Consider the following 15,023-nt stretch of genomic DNA (forward strand, 5'->3'; position numbering starts at 1 on the left):
ACTAAGATACTATGAATTTAAAATTTCCGCTGTGGCTCTGTTTGTTGATTTCTACCTTCGTTTCTGCACAAGAAACCATGAGTCTAAAAGGCTCTAAGGCCTATCCAGCAACAGAAAATTATACTTTTATCTGCGAAAGATATGCCTTAACCGGCGAAGCAAATGTACAAATCGCAAAAACAGAGAAAGGCGGAATTTTAAAATTATCAATCACTCCTTCAAACGACAAAATGAAAATCTCGGGAGGAGTTTACGTTTATTTTATCGATGGTGATGTCATTGCATGTGTAGACCGCAATATCAGTGAAACGCTCGACGGAAAAACAATTACTTATTACACTTTTACTCCATTAGAAATGAATAAGTTAAAAAGGAAAAACATACAATCCATCCGATTCAATGTTACAGGAGACTTGAGTAAATTTGGGAATCAAAACGGAAATTACACTGCTGTAAACAAACAGAGTTATTTTTCTACGACTTACGGCACAAGCATAAAAACTTTTGATACCGCTAAACAAATTAGCGTTTTATAAGATAAAATTCACAGAAAAATAATCTTACATTTGCATTCTAATTTTTTATCAATGAATTCAAACGAAGAATTAATCTCCAAATTTTACACCGCTTTTGCCAACGCCGATGCTAAAACAATGTGCGAATGTTATCATCCAAAAGTTCATTTTATAGATCCTGCTTTTGGACTTCTTAAAGAAGAGCAAGTTTCAGACATGTGGAAAATGCTGATTCTAAGAAGCAAAGGAAACCTCAAAATCGAGTTTTCTAATGTCAAAGCAGACGAATTTTCAGGTACCGCAAACTGGGTAGCAACTTACAACTTTACCAAAACAAACAGAAACGTCATCAACAAAATAAGTGCAGAGTTTATTTTTCAGGACGGATTGATCATCAAACATGTTGACCAATTTGATTTATGGAAATGGTCTAAGCAAGCCTTTGGTCCTACAGGTTATTTATTAGGTTGGACAGGTTTTTTTCAGAAAAAAATTCAGGAACAGGCTTTATTATCTCTCAAAAAGTTTCAGGAAGCCAAATAATTTTCATAAATTGAAGATTAAAAAAAACACATCAGCAAAAAACATGCTTTTAGCATAAATTCAAAATAAATAATCTTTGCCCCAAAAGATTATTTGTCGTGCCTCCTACTCACGATCAACCGATGTGTTATAATCTTTATATTATGAAAGAAATCGTACACAAAAAATTAAATCAATTACAAGCCACAGCCATTTGCGGAAACGACATTAGTTCTTCCTGTCTTTATGTATCTGCATTAACCATCTTATACGCAGGTCAATTTGCCTGGATTTCGTTATTAATTGTAGCCGTTGTATTGTTTTTATTTCGTAAAATTTATGGCGAAGTCGTAGGTGCAATCCCTTTAAACGGTGGCGCTTACAACGTTTTGCTCAATACCTCTACCAAAAGACTCGCTTCATTGGCAGCTACCTTAACTGTTTTGTCGTACATGGCCACCGCAGTGATTTCTGCCTCAGAAGGAATGCATTATTTACACGGAATTTTCCACAACATCAACATCATTTACGCTACCATTGTAGTCCTATTATTATTTACAGGATTGGCTATTTTAGGCATTGGCGAGTCGGCATTTGTAGCGGTTTTTATTTTTATAACCCATCTGGTTACCCTTAGTTTACTGGTTTTAGCATCGTTATGGTTTATCCTCAACAATGGTTTAGACACTTTTCACATCAATTGGGAACTACCTGTTAAGTTCGGAAACATCACCACTGCATTATTTTTAGGATTTTCGGCTGCCATGCTCGGAATTTCAGGTTTCGAAAGCTCTGCCAATTTTGTCGAAGAGCAAAAACAAGGCGTTTTTCCTAAAACGCTCCGCAACATGTGGGCTATTGTAAGTTTCTTCAATCCAGTCATTGCCTTATTGCTCATCGCCATCATTCCAATGGCAGAAGTGGGCGAAAACAAAGAATCCCTTCTCGCCTATTTAGGTGAGACAACGGGCGGTTCCTGGCTCGCGTGGCTTATTTCTATCGATGCCGTTTTGGTATTGTGCGGAGCCGTATTAACTTCATTTGTAGGTGTTTCGGGTTTGTTAAACCGAATGACATTAGACAGAATCTTACCCAATTATTTTCTCAAACAAAACAAAAGAGGTTCTCATTATCGCATTGTCATTAGTTTTTTGGTACTGTGCATTTCTGTATTATTCGTAACAAAAGGACATCTCGAATCATTGGCCGGCGTCTATACCTTTTCGTTTTTGGCTGTAATGGCACTATTTGGCATCGGTAATTTATTGCTCAAATTCAAACGAAGTAAATTACCCCGACCTGAGCGCGCACGTGGTTTTGTAGTCGTACTGGCGGTTACAGCCATTATCGCAGCTTTTGTCGGCAACATGCAGCTCAACATCAACTCGTTTTATACCTTCCTCAAATACATGGTGCCCGCCACGATTTTTGTCGCCATCATGCTCAACCGTGTCCTTCTAATTCGGGTTTTAATACAAAGTTTAGAATATTTTTACCAGCCATTACGCCGATTCGTGATTGTCAGCAATCGCTATTTGCATAAAATGAGTCTGAAAATCAACTCACAAGAATTTGTATTTTTTACAAAAGGAGACGATATCGCGATCCTCAATAAAGTTTTGCAATACGTCGAAGGAAACGAAACCACAAAAAAACTAAAAATCGTAAATGTCAAAACCACTTCTCAAAACAACGAAGCCCTAATAAAAGATTTACAGGTTTTAGACCGTGCTTACGATCAAATCGACATTGAGTTTATCGAAATCGAAGGTGTTTTTGGTCCCGAATTAATAGACGAACTCTCCAAAAAATGGCAGATTCCAAAAAACTTTATGTTTATTGGCTCGCCCGGCAACAAATTCTCCTACCGCGTCTCAGACCTCGGCGGCGTTCGATTAATCATGTAATACACTATTTTTTCAGGAGCAGACAAATCAGGTTTTCTAGTACTTTAGTCCCGCTTTCGCCTTTATCTCTCCGTTGCACTGCGAGGATAGCGGCTCTATCGGGGCTAGGCCAGAACTGTAGTATTTTTTTAGAAATCCTGAAATCAAAACATAAACTTTAATATCTTCGTATAAGCTCAATTTGAGCAATATACGTAAATAATTACTCTAAAAATCATTCATGAAAACCCTGATTTTAGCACTATCCTTTTTCTTAATTTCTATCGTTTGCAACGCTTCCGATACCATAAGTGTTTGGCATGTTTACTATAATAAAGTAAAAATAAAAGAGTACAATCAGTATAATAATAAAACACCTCTCATCATAAAAAGTAGTAATTATAAAATTGGAGATTCCATTACTGTAAAATACTTTTCAGATGCTAATTGTAATAATTGCAGCACAGGAATAATGATCGGATCAGAAGAAAATCGATTTACAATGGCTGGAAAAAGTATCGGAACCGGAAATCCAATCTCCTTTCCTGTAAGCTTCTTAATCAATTCTAAAAAAAAGAAAAAAAAGTATGCAATTTTATATTTAGAGAGCAACGGAAAAAAAAGTCTTTCATTTGTATTGTTTGAAGTTCAAATTGAATAATAAAAGAGACAGGCTACAAAAAAAACTGCTACAACCTATTTATACAATGATGATATTGAAACTACTTTTACCTCTAAAATCATTCAATAATAAAAAAAAGAACAGTAAAAATGAAAACATTCAAACCAGAAAATTACAATTCGCTGTCACCTTATTTAATTGCAGATGATGCTCAAAAATTAGTAGATTTATTAAAAGCCGTTTTTGGAGCCACAGAACTAAGACGGTTTGACCACCAAAACGGAACTATTGCGCATATCGAACTTAAACTAGACGATTCTGTAATCATGATTAGCAATAGCACCGATACCTATCCTGCCAACCAAACCATGCTACATTTTTATGTGCCAAATGTTTTTAAAACCTTCAAATTGGCGGTAGAAAAGGGTTGTACAATTATCGAAGAACCTGTAAATAAATTGGGTGATCCCGACACAAGAGGATCTTTTTACGATTGTGCGGGCAACTATTGGTCGGTAAGTACGCAAACCAATTAGTCGTGAAAAAGAACTTCTTAAAAAATAGTACAAAATCTTTAAACAAAAGAATAAGTACAACTGGGCATTTTCTTTTGATTTTATAATTATTTAATTTTTAACACTTTGCAAAATAAATGTAAGTTCTTTTTTACTAATTTTGTGTAGTATTAATCTTTAAATTTTTAAATCATGGCATCTAGATCAGAAACCGGGCACATCAAAAACGCGGCCAATTTTAGAGAAATTATTTCGTTTTGCAAAGGATACGGAGCAATTTACAACCCCGCAAAAGGAAACCTAAAAATCGTAGAACTTCAATTATTGCATCAAAATTCGATCGATAAACTAAACGAACTCACCATCGCAAAAACAGCTTTCGACTACGCAACCAACGAACGCAGAAACTTGTTCGAAAACCTAAAGCCCTTATTTACAAAAATTATCAATGCATTTGCAGTTTCGGGCGCAGACCCACTGGCAATTTCAGACGCAAAAGCAATCAACAAAAAGCTGCAGGGCATCAGAGCAAAAGCACCACAAACATCAGATCCACAAAGTGCTACAGGTACTACTGTAACCCAAATATCGACATCGCAACTCTCCTACGACAGACAAATAGACCATCTGGAAAACCTGATACAAGTGCTGGTGCAAAATAAAATGTACAATCCCAACGAAAACGAACTAAAAGTAACCTCGCTGCAAGCAAAACTAGCCGAATTAAAAGCTAAAAACAACCAGCTAATTAACAGCTATACCAAATACAGCAATGCAATGCTAAGAAGAGACCAAACGATGTACGACCCACAAAACGGAATAAAACAAATGGCAAAAGAGGTAAAATTATATGTAAAAAGCCTTTTTGGCGCTACAAGCCCACAGTTCAAACAAATTAGCAGTTTAGGATTTACAAGCCCTAGATAAAAGTGCAAAACTAGCAAAGCAGTTCATAAATCTATTAAAGCAGTTTATAAACTTAGCAAAGCTGTTCATAAATCTAGCAAAGCAGTTTATAAAGTTAGCGAAGCGGTTTATAAATCTAGCGAAGTAGTTCATAAACTTAGCAAAGCGGTTTATAAATCTAGCGAAGTAGTTTATAAAGTTAGCGAAGCGGTTTATAAATCTAGCGAAGTAGTTCATAAACTTAGCAAAGCGGTTTATAAATCTAGCGAAGTAGTTTATAAAGTTAGCGAAGCAATTACTACTTATTAAGAAGTGTTTTGTAAATCTGCAAAAGCAACTCACAAAGCCAGCCAAAAACACATTAATACCACAAAAGTCCCCAATAAATCATACAACAAACAATGTCGTGCGCTAGTTTCAGGCTGGTAAAAACATGTCTTATGATCATTAGAAACCGTTTTTTTAGTAACTTCGTTTACAGTTAGAATCGGCATTGCGTTGCTACTATTCAGTAAAAGAATGAAAATTTAAAATTGTGGCACCAGAAAAAACTCATATTGCACCATTTAATGGAAAGAATACGACACTATTTTGAAAAAACAACCCAGCTCACAGACGAAGATTGGCACATTTTTTCTTCGAAGCTCACTGTACAGGAATTTCCAAAGAAACATTTGCTGTTAAAGGCGGGACAGACAGAGAACTACCTGTCTTTTATCGAGACAGGTATTGTCAGGATGTACCTCCCTAAAGTAGAAAAAGACTTAACGTTTGCTTTTGCCTTTGAGAACGGTTTTGTAAGCGGTTACGACTCGTTTTTAACTCAAAAACCGTCTCATTATCATATAGAAACCCTTACTCCCACCAAACTCTGGCGCCTGACATATCAGGATTTGCAAAACATTTATCAGGAAACAAAAATTGGCCATCAAATAGGCAGATTAGCCGGCGAAGATTTATTTTTGAAGAAATCCAACAGGGAACTTTCGCTACTCAACGACAAAGCCGAACAGCGCTACTTAAACCTCTTTACAGAACAGCCCCAACTCATCAAGCAAATACCTTTGCAATACATTGCCTCTTATATTGGCATCACACCGCAAGCGCTCAGCAGAATACGAAAACGTATTTCTTAACCTGGGTTCATAGTTTGACCCTGTTTGGTAAAGTATCTTTGCCAAAAAAAGAGATGAAACCACTACTAGTATTATTAAGCGTATTTGTCCTGAGCCTTTTGGTAACCAAAATTGGGCGTGGTAATTTTGAATTTGCCTTATCAGGAAGGATTGCAATGGCAGCCATGCTTGCCTTTACCGCAATCGCACATTTTGTCTTTACAAAAGGAATGGCAATGATGCTGCCCGACTTTGTTCCGTACAAAATACAGCTGGTCTACATAACAGGTGTGATAGAAATTGTCGCTGCCTTTGGGTTGTTTATTACTGGTCTAAGGCCAACTGTAGCGTGGCTTTTAATTGTATTTTTTATACTATTGCTCCCGGCCAATATCTATGCGGCAATAAAACACATTGACTATCAAAAAGCAAATCTGCAAGGCAACGCTATCGGCTATTTATGGTTTAGAATACCGCTTCAAATAGTGTTTATCGTCTGGACGTATCTATCTGCTATCAAATCCTGACCACAACCCAAAACGGATGCAATAGTTTTGCCAAGAACAATTTTGAAAAAACGACCAAAACAAGTAATTACTTCAGGCACAAAACAAAATCTAGCTCCATACTTCTTTAAAAAAAGAACATCGCCAGAAATAATAAACCCGAGAAATAATAAAATCTCTCGGGTTATATTATGTTTTTTATACAAAAGAATTTAAAAAGTGCTTCCACTTTTCTGAGTATTATGTATTACGAATTAAACCATTCGGCTACCAATTCATCTTCAAACGAAGTTGCATTTTTATGAATGAATTCGTTGGTATTTTTATTATAAGAATAATCTAATGCCCAGTTTTGGTGGTTTTTTGCCAGGTCTTTGATGCTGTCGCAAACAAAAGCAATTTCTTTATCGGTAGTAGTCGGGTGAATAGACATTCTAATCCATCCCGGCTTTTTGATCAAATCTCCAATGGTAATTTCGTTGACCAGTTTATTCGAAGTTTCCTGATCTACGTGCAGTAGAAAATGACCGTACGTTCCGGCACAGCTGCATCCGCCTCGCGTCTGAATCCCAAATTTATCATTCAATAATTTTACACCCAGATTAAAATGCAAATCATCAATAAAAAACGAAACTACACCCAAACGATTTTTGTGCTGTCCCGCCAAAATTTTAATATTCGGCACGCCATCCAAAGCATTAAAAACATAGTCAACAATTTCGTGCTCACGCTGCAAAATGTTTTCGATACCCATTTCTTCTTTCAGCTCAATGGCCAAAGCTGTTTTAATAACCTGAAGAAAACCGGGAGTTCCGCCATCTTCTCTCTCTTCGATATTATCAATATATTTGTGCTCACCCCAAGGGTTTGTCCAACTCACAGTTCCTCCTCCCGGGCAATCCGGGATCATGTTATGGTATAGTTTTTTATTGAAAATCAACACACCTGAAGTTCCTGGCCCACCCAAAAATTTATGCGGCGAAAAGAAAATGGCATCCAAATACGCTTCTGGATCTTCAGGATGCATATCTATAGGTACGTAAGGTCCTGAACAGGCAAAATCTACAAAACAAACTCCGTGATGCTTGTGCATTAATTTGGCAGCTTCATGAAAAGGTGTTTTCAACCCTGTCACATTCGAACACGAAGTGATAGAAGCAATTTTAATCGTTCTGTCACTATATTTCTCAAGCAATAACGCTAAATTATCCAAACAAAAAAGACCTTTCTCACAAGACGGAATAATTTCGACATCTGCAATCGTCTCTAACCAAGAAGTCTGATTGGAATGGTGCTCCATGTGCGAAATAAAAACAATCGGTTTTTTTTCTGCAGGAACAACAGTATGATTTTTAAGATTTTCGGGGATTTTTAGTCCCAAAATACGTTGAAATTTATTGACAACACCTGTCATTCCGGTGCCATCTGTAATCAAAACATCATCCTGATTTGCATTGGCATGACGCTTTATAATAGCTCTGGCATGATGATACGCCTTTGTCATGGCAGTACCTGACACGGTAGTTTCTGTATGTGTATTGGCAACAAAAGGCCCAAATTGATTGAGAAGTTTCTCTTCTATAGGGCGATACAATCTTCCGCTGGCAGTCCAATCGGTGTAAACAATTTGTTTTTTGCCATAAGGAGACATAAATTCTTGATTTACACCCACAATATGCTGTCTAAAATCCTGAAAATAGGTCTCTAAAGTGATGGTATTATTTTTGCTATCCATTGTTGTGCCTTAGTTTGACTGCAAATATATTGCTTTTTTATAGAATTGCGAATTTATCAATTATAAACTTCAAACATTAAATAACCTTTTGGTATCTTTAATTAATTAGTAATTTTATAAATAATTTATCATAATATTCTATCGGATTAATAGGCTTAATAAACTTAAAAAATAATATATGGAAAATGTAGCTGTAGCCACTTTTGGTGGAGGGTGTTTCTGGTGTATAGAAGCTGTAATTCAGCGTTTAAAAGGGATAGAAAGTATAAAATCAGGATATTCCGGAGGGTTTATTAAAAATCCACCCTATCGTGAAGTGTGCACAGGCAGAACTGGTCACGCCGAAGTGATACAAGTAACCTTTAACCCTGACATAATTTCATACCATGACTTAATTTTCATTTTTATGACGAGTCATGATCCCACAACCCTTAACAGACAAGGAGCTGATGCGGGAACACAATATCGCTCTATTATTTTGTATCATGACGAAGCGCAGAAAGCAATTGCAGAACAAGTAATTAAGGAAGTACAGCCTGCTTACAGTGATCCTATTGTAACCGAATTAAAGGCTTTAGAAGTGTTTTATGAAGCAGAGGAAGATCATCAAAACTACTACAATAACAATCAGGATGCACGTTATTGCCAGATCGTAATTGATCCTAAAATACAGAAATTAAAAAAAATGTACGCAGATAAATTAAGCTAATTTACAGCTCCAGCTTATTTTTGAATAAATCATTACAGACTGAAAGCAATTAGTCACAGATTAAATGTTTTTAAAACTGTTAATCTGTGGCTAAAAATCAAAATATATTGATGAAAAACTTAAAAATAAACAATAGATTTACCAACGAATTACCCGCTGATACTAATGAAACCAACGAAGTTCGTCAGGTGTCTAATGCAGTATTTTCGTTTGTAAATCCAACAACACCTTCCAACCCAAAACTCATACATGCGTCTGAGGAAGTAGCAAAATTGGTTGGAATTGCTAAAGAAGAAATTACTTCAGATTCTTTTTTGAATGTGTTTTCCGGAAAAGAAGTTTTGCCGCATACACGCCCGTATGCTATGTGTTATGCAGGACATCAGTTTGGCAATTGGGCAGGACAGCTTGGCGATGGTCGCGCCATCAACTTGACAGAAGTTGAGCATGATGATGCTTTTTTTACGCTACAACTTAAAGGAGCAGGAAAAACACCTTATTCCAGAACGGCAGATGGTTTGGCAGTTTTGCGCTCTTCTGTAAGAGAGTATTTGTGCGCAGAAGCAATGCATTATTTGGGAGTACCCACTACCCGATCGCTTTCGCTAATGCTATCGGGCGACCAAGTTTTGCGCGATATTTTATACAACGGAAATCCTGCTTACGAAAAAGGTGCCATCGTGTGTCGTGTAGCGCCGTCTTTTATTCGTTTTGGAAGTTTTGAAATGCTTACAGCCCGCAATGAACTTAAAAATTTGCAGCAATTTGTAGAGTATAACATCAAATATTACTTTCCAGAAATCAAAGGAGAACCCAAAGAGCAGTATTTACAATTTTTCCAGAAAATAGCCGATACAACCCGCGAAATGATCCTACATTGGCAGCGTGTCGGGTTTGTGCACGGTGTAATGAATACCGATAATATGTCGATTCACGGTCTTACAATCGATTATGGGCCGTATGGCTGGTTAGAAAACTACGATCCTAACTGGACGCCCAACACCACAGACAGCCAAAATCGCCGCTACCGTTTTGGGAACCAACCTCAGATTGCACAATGGAATTTGTACCAATTGGCAAATGCCATTTATCCTCTTATTAATGAAGCAGAGCCTTTAGAAAAAATATTAGCCTCTTTTATTACTGATTACGATTCAGGTTATAAAAACATGTTTTTGAGTAAATTAGGAATTTTTACTTCAACCGAAAGTGATAGTAAACTGATTGCTGATTTAGAAGCTACTCTGCAACTATCTGAAACAGATATGACCCTGTTTTTTAGAAATTTGAGCAAAGTAAAAAAGGAAGATTCTGCAGATAAAGCTTTAGAAATAATACAGGACGCTTTTTATCTGCCTGAAGAAATTACGGGAGAAATTTTAGTTTCTTGGACAAAATGGTTTACGATTTACATCGAAAGATTGAATACAGAAAATCTATCCGATGAAAGTCGTTCGCAAGAGATGAATCTCGTAAATCCGAAATATGTGTTACGAAATTATATGTCACAATTGGCCATAGATGCCGCTGATCAAGGAGATTATTCACTTATAAAGGAATTGTATTCACTTTTGCAAAAACCGTACGATGAGCAACCAGAATTTGAAAAATGGTTTGCGAAAAGACCTGACTGGGCGCGATCAAAAGTTGGATGTTCTATGCTTTCTTGTAGCTCTTAATTTTAATTTTGGCTACAAATTAAAGACATTGTAAAGATTAAATCTGTGTAAAACCTTTAATTTGTAGCCAAAATTATTTCGAAGTAATGTAATCTACAATCATAGTGGCATGTACACGCGAATTCTCGATAAACCATTTATGAGTTTGCATTCCGCCACAAATCACTCCTGCCAGAAACAAACCTTTAACATTAGTCTCCATAGTATCAGGATTATAGTTAGGTATTTTCAACTCATCGTCAGAGAGTTGTATTCCCATCTTTTCCAGAAATATCAAATCTGGCTTGTAACCTGTCAATGCGAGAACAAAATCATTTTCTATGGTAATTTGTCCGTCCGGAGTTTCAATTTCCACTTCATTTTCACGAATTTCAGTAATACTTGATTCAAAATAAGCTTTTATACTTCCTTCTGCAATTCTGTTTTCGATATCGGGTTTTGCCCAATATTTTACTCGATTATTGATTTCGTTTTTACGAATGACCATTGTTACGTTTGCGCCTTTTCGCCAACATTCTAAAGCTGCATCTACAGAAGAATTATTTGCACCTACAACCAAAATATTTCTAAAAGCATATTCGTGCGCTTCTTTATAATAATGACTAACTTTGAGCAAATTCTCGCCTTTTACATTCATTTCAATCGGAATATCATAAAATCCTGTCGCAATAACTACATTTTTTGCTTCATAAGAAGTTGTATCTGTTCCTACATGAAAAGCGGCATTTTCAAGTTGGTAAACTTCTGTAACTTTTTCGAATAAATGGATATTGAAATTAAAATATCGATGAATATTTCGATAATATTCCAAAGCTTCTTGACGACCCGGTTTTGGTGCGAGGCAATTAAACGGAATATTTCCAATTTCTAGTCTTTCTGCTGTCGAGAAAAAAGTCATGTACAACGGATAATTAAAAATGCTGTTGACAATTGCACCTTTTTCAATAATTAAATAGTGTAATTTTTTTTTCTGTGCTTCAATTGCGCAAGCGAGACCAATCGGGCCACCGCCCACAATAATCAGATCGTATTCTTGTGTCATAAACAGCTTATTTTCCCCAATCTTTAAAAGGATTCTTACTTAAATAGGCATTATAATAACGCTCATCATTGGTCACTTCTTCGCCCAACCAATCAGGCTTTTCAAAAGTTTCTGTTTCTGAGTTTAATTCGATCTCAGCCATTATTAAACCTTCATTTTCGCCATAAAATTCATCAACTTCAAATACATGATTTCCTAATTTTATTTCGAAACGCGTTTTTTCAATTTTTCCTTTTTCGCATAATTTTAATAATTCCTGTGCTTCTCCAATCGGAATTTCATTTTCCCACTCAAAACGCGACATCCCACCTTGACGACCAATTCCTTTAATCGTGATAAAACCTCTCTCTCCTTTAATTCTAATGCGAACTGTTCTTTCTGGAAGTGAGCTCAAATATCCCTGAGCAATTTTATTTTGGGTAAAAGCTTCCTTTTTGAATTGGTCTGATTTCACTAAAAATTTACGCTCAATCTCTATCATTTGTAGTGGTAATTTAATTATGGTGCAAGTTACTCATTTTAATTAAAACATAAATCTGAGTTATAATTTTTTAAAATTTTATCATAATAAAAAAAATAATGTATTTACTTACATTGTAAAATAAAAATAACTGATTATTAATAGGTTATGTAATTTAATTTTTACTAAATTTGATCCAACCTTAACATTATAACTATGTCTAAAAAAGCACTTTATTTGCTAGGCATTGCTGTAACCATCATTTTGGGAACTTTTTTATATCTCAAATTTTGTTGCAATTGCTGTATGAAAACGCCAATAGTTGATACTGAAAAACCATCAATTGTGAAGGCAACAGACGCTAATTTTGTCCCTTTTGTTCTAAATGGTTCAGGAATTGATTATCATACAAATGATAATTTTAAGTTTTTGAAAAACAGCGCTACTATTATTACTCCGGTAAGTGATTCAATATCAATTGGTATTGAAAATTTAAAATCTTTTTTAACTACAAATGCCAAGCAAAAAATCACTATTACGGGTTATGCTACTTCGGAAGAAACCAACACCACAAAATTTGAGAATCTTGGTTTAGCGAGGGCACACGATGTAAAAACATTCTTTGTTTCTAAAGGTTTGTCTGAAAAGCAATTAGTGATAAAAGGTGAAATTATTGATAAATGGAAAATGGCTGCAGATACTTTATTGGGTCCGGCCGAGTATACATTTGAACCAATGAGTACAGATACAACCTCTGATGAATGGAGTATGCTGAAGGAAAAAATTAACGGAAGTCCTCTAATTTTACATTTTAACACCAACCAAACTTCTGATAATTTAACGGCGGAGGAAAAGCAAAAAATGGCCGACATCACTAAATATGTTTCACATGTTAGCAATGCCACTATCATGGTAGTTGGTCACACAGATGATGTAGGCAACAGAGATTCAAATATAATTTTGGGTGAAAAACGTGCAGAATTTATCAAGAATTATTTAACTCAAAAGGGCATTAAATCCGACCGCATTACAACAGAGTCAAAAGGGCCTGACGAACCAATTGACGAAAATGCCATTACTGAAGGCAAAGCAAACAATAGAAGAACTGTTATTACGATCAAATAATTAATAAAATATACTATTATGAACATACCTTGTATCTTAATACCTGCGCTAGTGGGATTAATCTGTGGAATTTTAGGCTACTTACTTGGGAAGATGAACTCCAAAGATGGCGATACTTCTTTGGCTGTTTCTTTACAATCAGAATTAGATGCTTGCAAAGCAAATACAAAAAACTTAAATGCTAAAATTACAGCTATGGAAGCCGATTTGACTGCAAAAAGCAATATTATTTCATCAACTTCGCAATCTTTTACCGCAAAAGCAAGTCCTACAATTGTTTTTGATGAAGCATTGGCCATGGCTGTTTTTGGTAAAAGAATAAGAGAAAATGATTTGAAAATCGTCGAAGGAATTGGCCCAAAAATTGAAGCGTTATTCAATGATTCAGGCATCAGAACATGGCTTGATCTTTCGGAAACACCAACGGAAAGACTACTGGCTATTTTGGAAGCCGCCGGCGAAAACTACTCCATGCACAATCCTAGTACCTGGAATAAGCAAGCTTTGTTTGCTTATCAGGGAAAATGGCAGGAACTTAAAGACTGGCAGCAAAGTTTGCAGGGAGGAAAAGAATAAAAACTAAAAACATTCACTTCAAAAACTGACTTCGATCAGTTTTTTTTTTATACTTTTTCTAGAAAACTTGAGCCCCAATTGACAGTAGGACTGTACCATAATTGTCCCTTTGAAACTTCAAGAGGAGATTCGAAGTTATTGGTGTAAAGCGCGCCAGTTCCTAATCCCTGAGGCATCGTTGTGTTTTTAAGAAATGTCCATTGCGCAATAGCGTTGAGTCCAATATTGCTCTCTAATGCCGATGTGATCCACCAAGCAATTTTATATCTCTCTGCCAAATCAATCCATTCTTGCGTTCCTCTGAAACCTCCAATAAAACTTGGTTTTAAAATAATGTATTGTGGCTTTATTTCCTGTAATAATTTTTCTTTTTCATCAAATGTAAAAATACCAATCAACTCTTCGTCTAACGCGATAGGAAAAGGTGCTGTTTTACACAAATCTGCCATTGCCCGAATATCTCCTTTTTTAATAGGTTGTTCTATGCTATGTAATTGAAAAATATTTAATTTATGTAATTTATCTAAAGCTTCGCTTAAAGCAAAAGCACCATTAGCATCTACACGAATTTCTATCTGTTCAGCTGAAAAATGAGCCCTTATAAAATGTAATAACTCGAGTTCTTTTGAAAAATCGATAGCACCAATTTTAAGTTTGATACAGGTAAATCCTTCTGTTAACTTTTCCTCGATTTGCTCTTTCATAAAAGCAGGTTCTCCCATCCAAACTAAGCCATTTATGGTTATAGATTTAGAATTATTGGTAAAATCTGAAGGAAACAACAAATAAGGATTTACGCTTTTTAAGGATAAAAAAGCCATTTCTATTCCGAATTGTATTGATGGAAATTCTAATAACGATTCCCACAATACTTTTTCTCCCAAATCTATATTTTGGCAAACCCAACTGAGTTTTTCTTTATAATCATCTCGATCATCTGCGCTCAAGCCTCTTAGAATACCACACTCGCCTATTCCTTTTTTACCGTTTTCTTCGAGAACGATAAACCAGGTTTCTTTTTGAGTCATTACGCCTCGAGAAGTTCCGGAAGGACGTTTAAACTCGAGCATGTATTTGTGGTAAGTAGCTTTCAAAATGTTTTTTTAATAT

Annotated in this window: 16 protein-coding genes; 12 read left to right on the plus strand and 4 right to left on the minus strand. The window is 35.8% G+C overall.

Annotated features, from left to right (window positions below; all coding sequences use genetic code 11):
- Positions 1 to 11: 11 nt before the first annotated feature.
- From LNP22_RS14330 to LNP22_RS14365, 8 genes are all read left to right on the plus strand, one after another.
- A complete protein-coding gene (locus LNP22_RS14330; protein ID WP_229974059.1) occupies positions 12 to 536 on the plus strand; it encodes a hypothetical protein in 525 nt (174 codons plus the stop codon).
- Positions 537 to 587: 51 nt separating this feature from the next.
- Positions 588 to 1,058, plus strand: a complete 471-nt coding sequence (locus LNP22_RS14335; RefSeq protein ID WP_229974060.1) for a nuclear transport factor 2 family protein — start codon at positions 588 to 590, stop codon at positions 1,056 to 1,058.
- Positions 1,059 to 1,201: 143 nt separating this feature from the next.
- Complete coding sequence (locus tag LNP22_RS14340) at positions 1,202 to 2,944, plus strand: APC family permease (RefSeq protein ID WP_229974061.1); 1,743 nt, start codon at positions 1,202 to 1,204, stop codon at positions 2,942 to 2,944.
- Between the two features lie 220 nt (positions 2,945 to 3,164).
- Positions 3,165 to 3,584 carry a hypothetical protein gene (locus LNP22_RS14345; protein ID WP_229974062.1) on the plus strand — a complete coding sequence of 140 codons (420 nt, stop codon included), beginning with the start codon at positions 3,165 to 3,167 and terminating at the stop codon, positions 3,582 to 3,584.
- Between the two features lie 110 nt (positions 3,585 to 3,694).
- Complete coding sequence (locus LNP22_RS14350) at positions 3,695 to 4,081, plus strand: VOC family protein (protein ID WP_229974063.1); 387 nt, start codon at positions 3,695 to 3,697, stop codon at positions 4,079 to 4,081.
- 171 nt (positions 4,082 to 4,252) lie between these two features.
- Positions 4,253 to 4,987, plus strand: a complete 735-nt coding sequence (locus tag LNP22_RS14355) for a hypothetical protein (protein ID WP_229974064.1) — start codon at positions 4,253 to 4,255, stop codon at positions 4,985 to 4,987.
- A 548-nt stretch (positions 4,988 to 5,535) separates the two neighbouring features.
- A complete protein-coding gene (locus tag LNP22_RS14360; protein ID WP_229974065.1) occupies positions 5,536 to 6,102 on the plus strand; it encodes a Crp/Fnr family transcriptional regulator in 567 nt (188 codons plus the stop codon).
- A gap of 53 nt (positions 6,103 to 6,155) precedes the next feature.
- A complete protein-coding gene (locus LNP22_RS14365; protein WP_229974066.1) occupies positions 6,156 to 6,608 on the plus strand; it encodes a DoxX family protein in 453 nt (150 codons plus the stop codon).
- A 226-nt stretch (positions 6,609 to 6,834) separates the two neighbouring features.
- On the opposite strand, the gene LNP22_RS14370 is transcribed toward LNP22_RS14365, so the two are convergent.
- Positions 6,835 to 8,322 (minus strand): aminotransferase class V-fold PLP-dependent enzyme, encoded by a 1,488-nt coding sequence (locus tag LNP22_RS14370; protein ID WP_229974067.1) that lies wholly within the window; start codon positions 8,320 to 8,322, stop codon positions 6,835 to 6,837.
- 178 nt (positions 8,323 to 8,500) lie between these two features.
- On the opposite strand from LNP22_RS14370, the gene msrA reads away from it, so the two are divergent.
- Both msrA and LNP22_RS14380 read left to right on the plus strand, forming a co-directional pair.
- A complete protein-coding gene (msrA, locus tag LNP22_RS14375) occupies positions 8,501 to 9,031 on the plus strand; it encodes a peptide-methionine (S)-S-oxide reductase MsrA (protein WP_229974068.1) in 531 nt (176 codons plus the stop codon).
- Between the two features lie 110 nt (positions 9,032 to 9,141).
- The gene (locus LNP22_RS14380) at positions 9,142 to 10,710 is read left to right on the plus strand and encodes a protein adenylyltransferase SelO (protein ID WP_229974069.1); all 1,569 of its coding nucleotides are present in this window, start codon (positions 9,142 to 9,144) and stop codon (positions 10,708 to 10,710) included.
- Between the two features lie 73 nt (positions 10,711 to 10,783).
- Here LNP22_RS14380 and LNP22_RS14385 read toward each other — a convergent pair whose 3' ends face one another.
- Positions 10,784 to 11,752, minus strand: a complete 969-nt coding sequence (locus LNP22_RS14385) for a YpdA family putative bacillithiol disulfide reductase (protein WP_229974070.1) — start codon at positions 11,750 to 11,752, stop codon at positions 10,784 to 10,786.
- Between the two features lie 7 nt (positions 11,753 to 11,759).
- Positions 11,760 to 12,233, minus strand: coding sequence for a CYTH domain-containing protein (locus LNP22_RS14390; RefSeq protein ID WP_229974071.1), 474 nt, complete (start codon positions 12,231 to 12,233; stop codon positions 11,760 to 11,762).
- Positions 12,234 to 12,428: 195 nt separating this feature from the next.
- Here LNP22_RS14390 and LNP22_RS14395 point away from each other — a divergent pair, with 195 nt between their 5' ends.
- Both LNP22_RS14395 and LNP22_RS14400 read left to right on the plus strand, forming a co-directional pair.
- Positions 12,429 to 13,337, plus strand: a complete 909-nt coding sequence (locus LNP22_RS14395; RefSeq protein WP_229974072.1) for an OmpA family protein — start codon at positions 12,429 to 12,431, stop codon at positions 13,335 to 13,337.
- A gap of 18 nt (positions 13,338 to 13,355) precedes the next feature.
- Complete coding sequence (locus LNP22_RS14400) at positions 13,356 to 13,913, plus strand: hypothetical protein (RefSeq protein WP_229974073.1); 558 nt, start codon at positions 13,356 to 13,358, stop codon at positions 13,911 to 13,913.
- Positions 13,914 to 13,960: 47 nt separating this feature from the next.
- On the opposite strand, the gene LNP22_RS14405 is transcribed toward LNP22_RS14400, so the two are convergent.
- Complete coding sequence (locus LNP22_RS14405; RefSeq protein WP_229974074.1) at positions 13,961 to 15,007, minus strand: o-succinylbenzoate synthase; 1,047 nt, start codon at positions 15,005 to 15,007, stop codon at positions 13,961 to 13,963.
- Between the last annotated feature and the right edge of the window lie 16 nt (positions 15,008 to 15,023).

Source organism: Flavobacterium flavipigmentatum (assembly GCF_020911905.1).
Classification (GTDB): domain Bacteria; phylum Bacteroidota; class Bacteroidia; order Flavobacteriales; family Flavobacteriaceae; genus Flavobacterium; species Flavobacterium flavipigmentatum.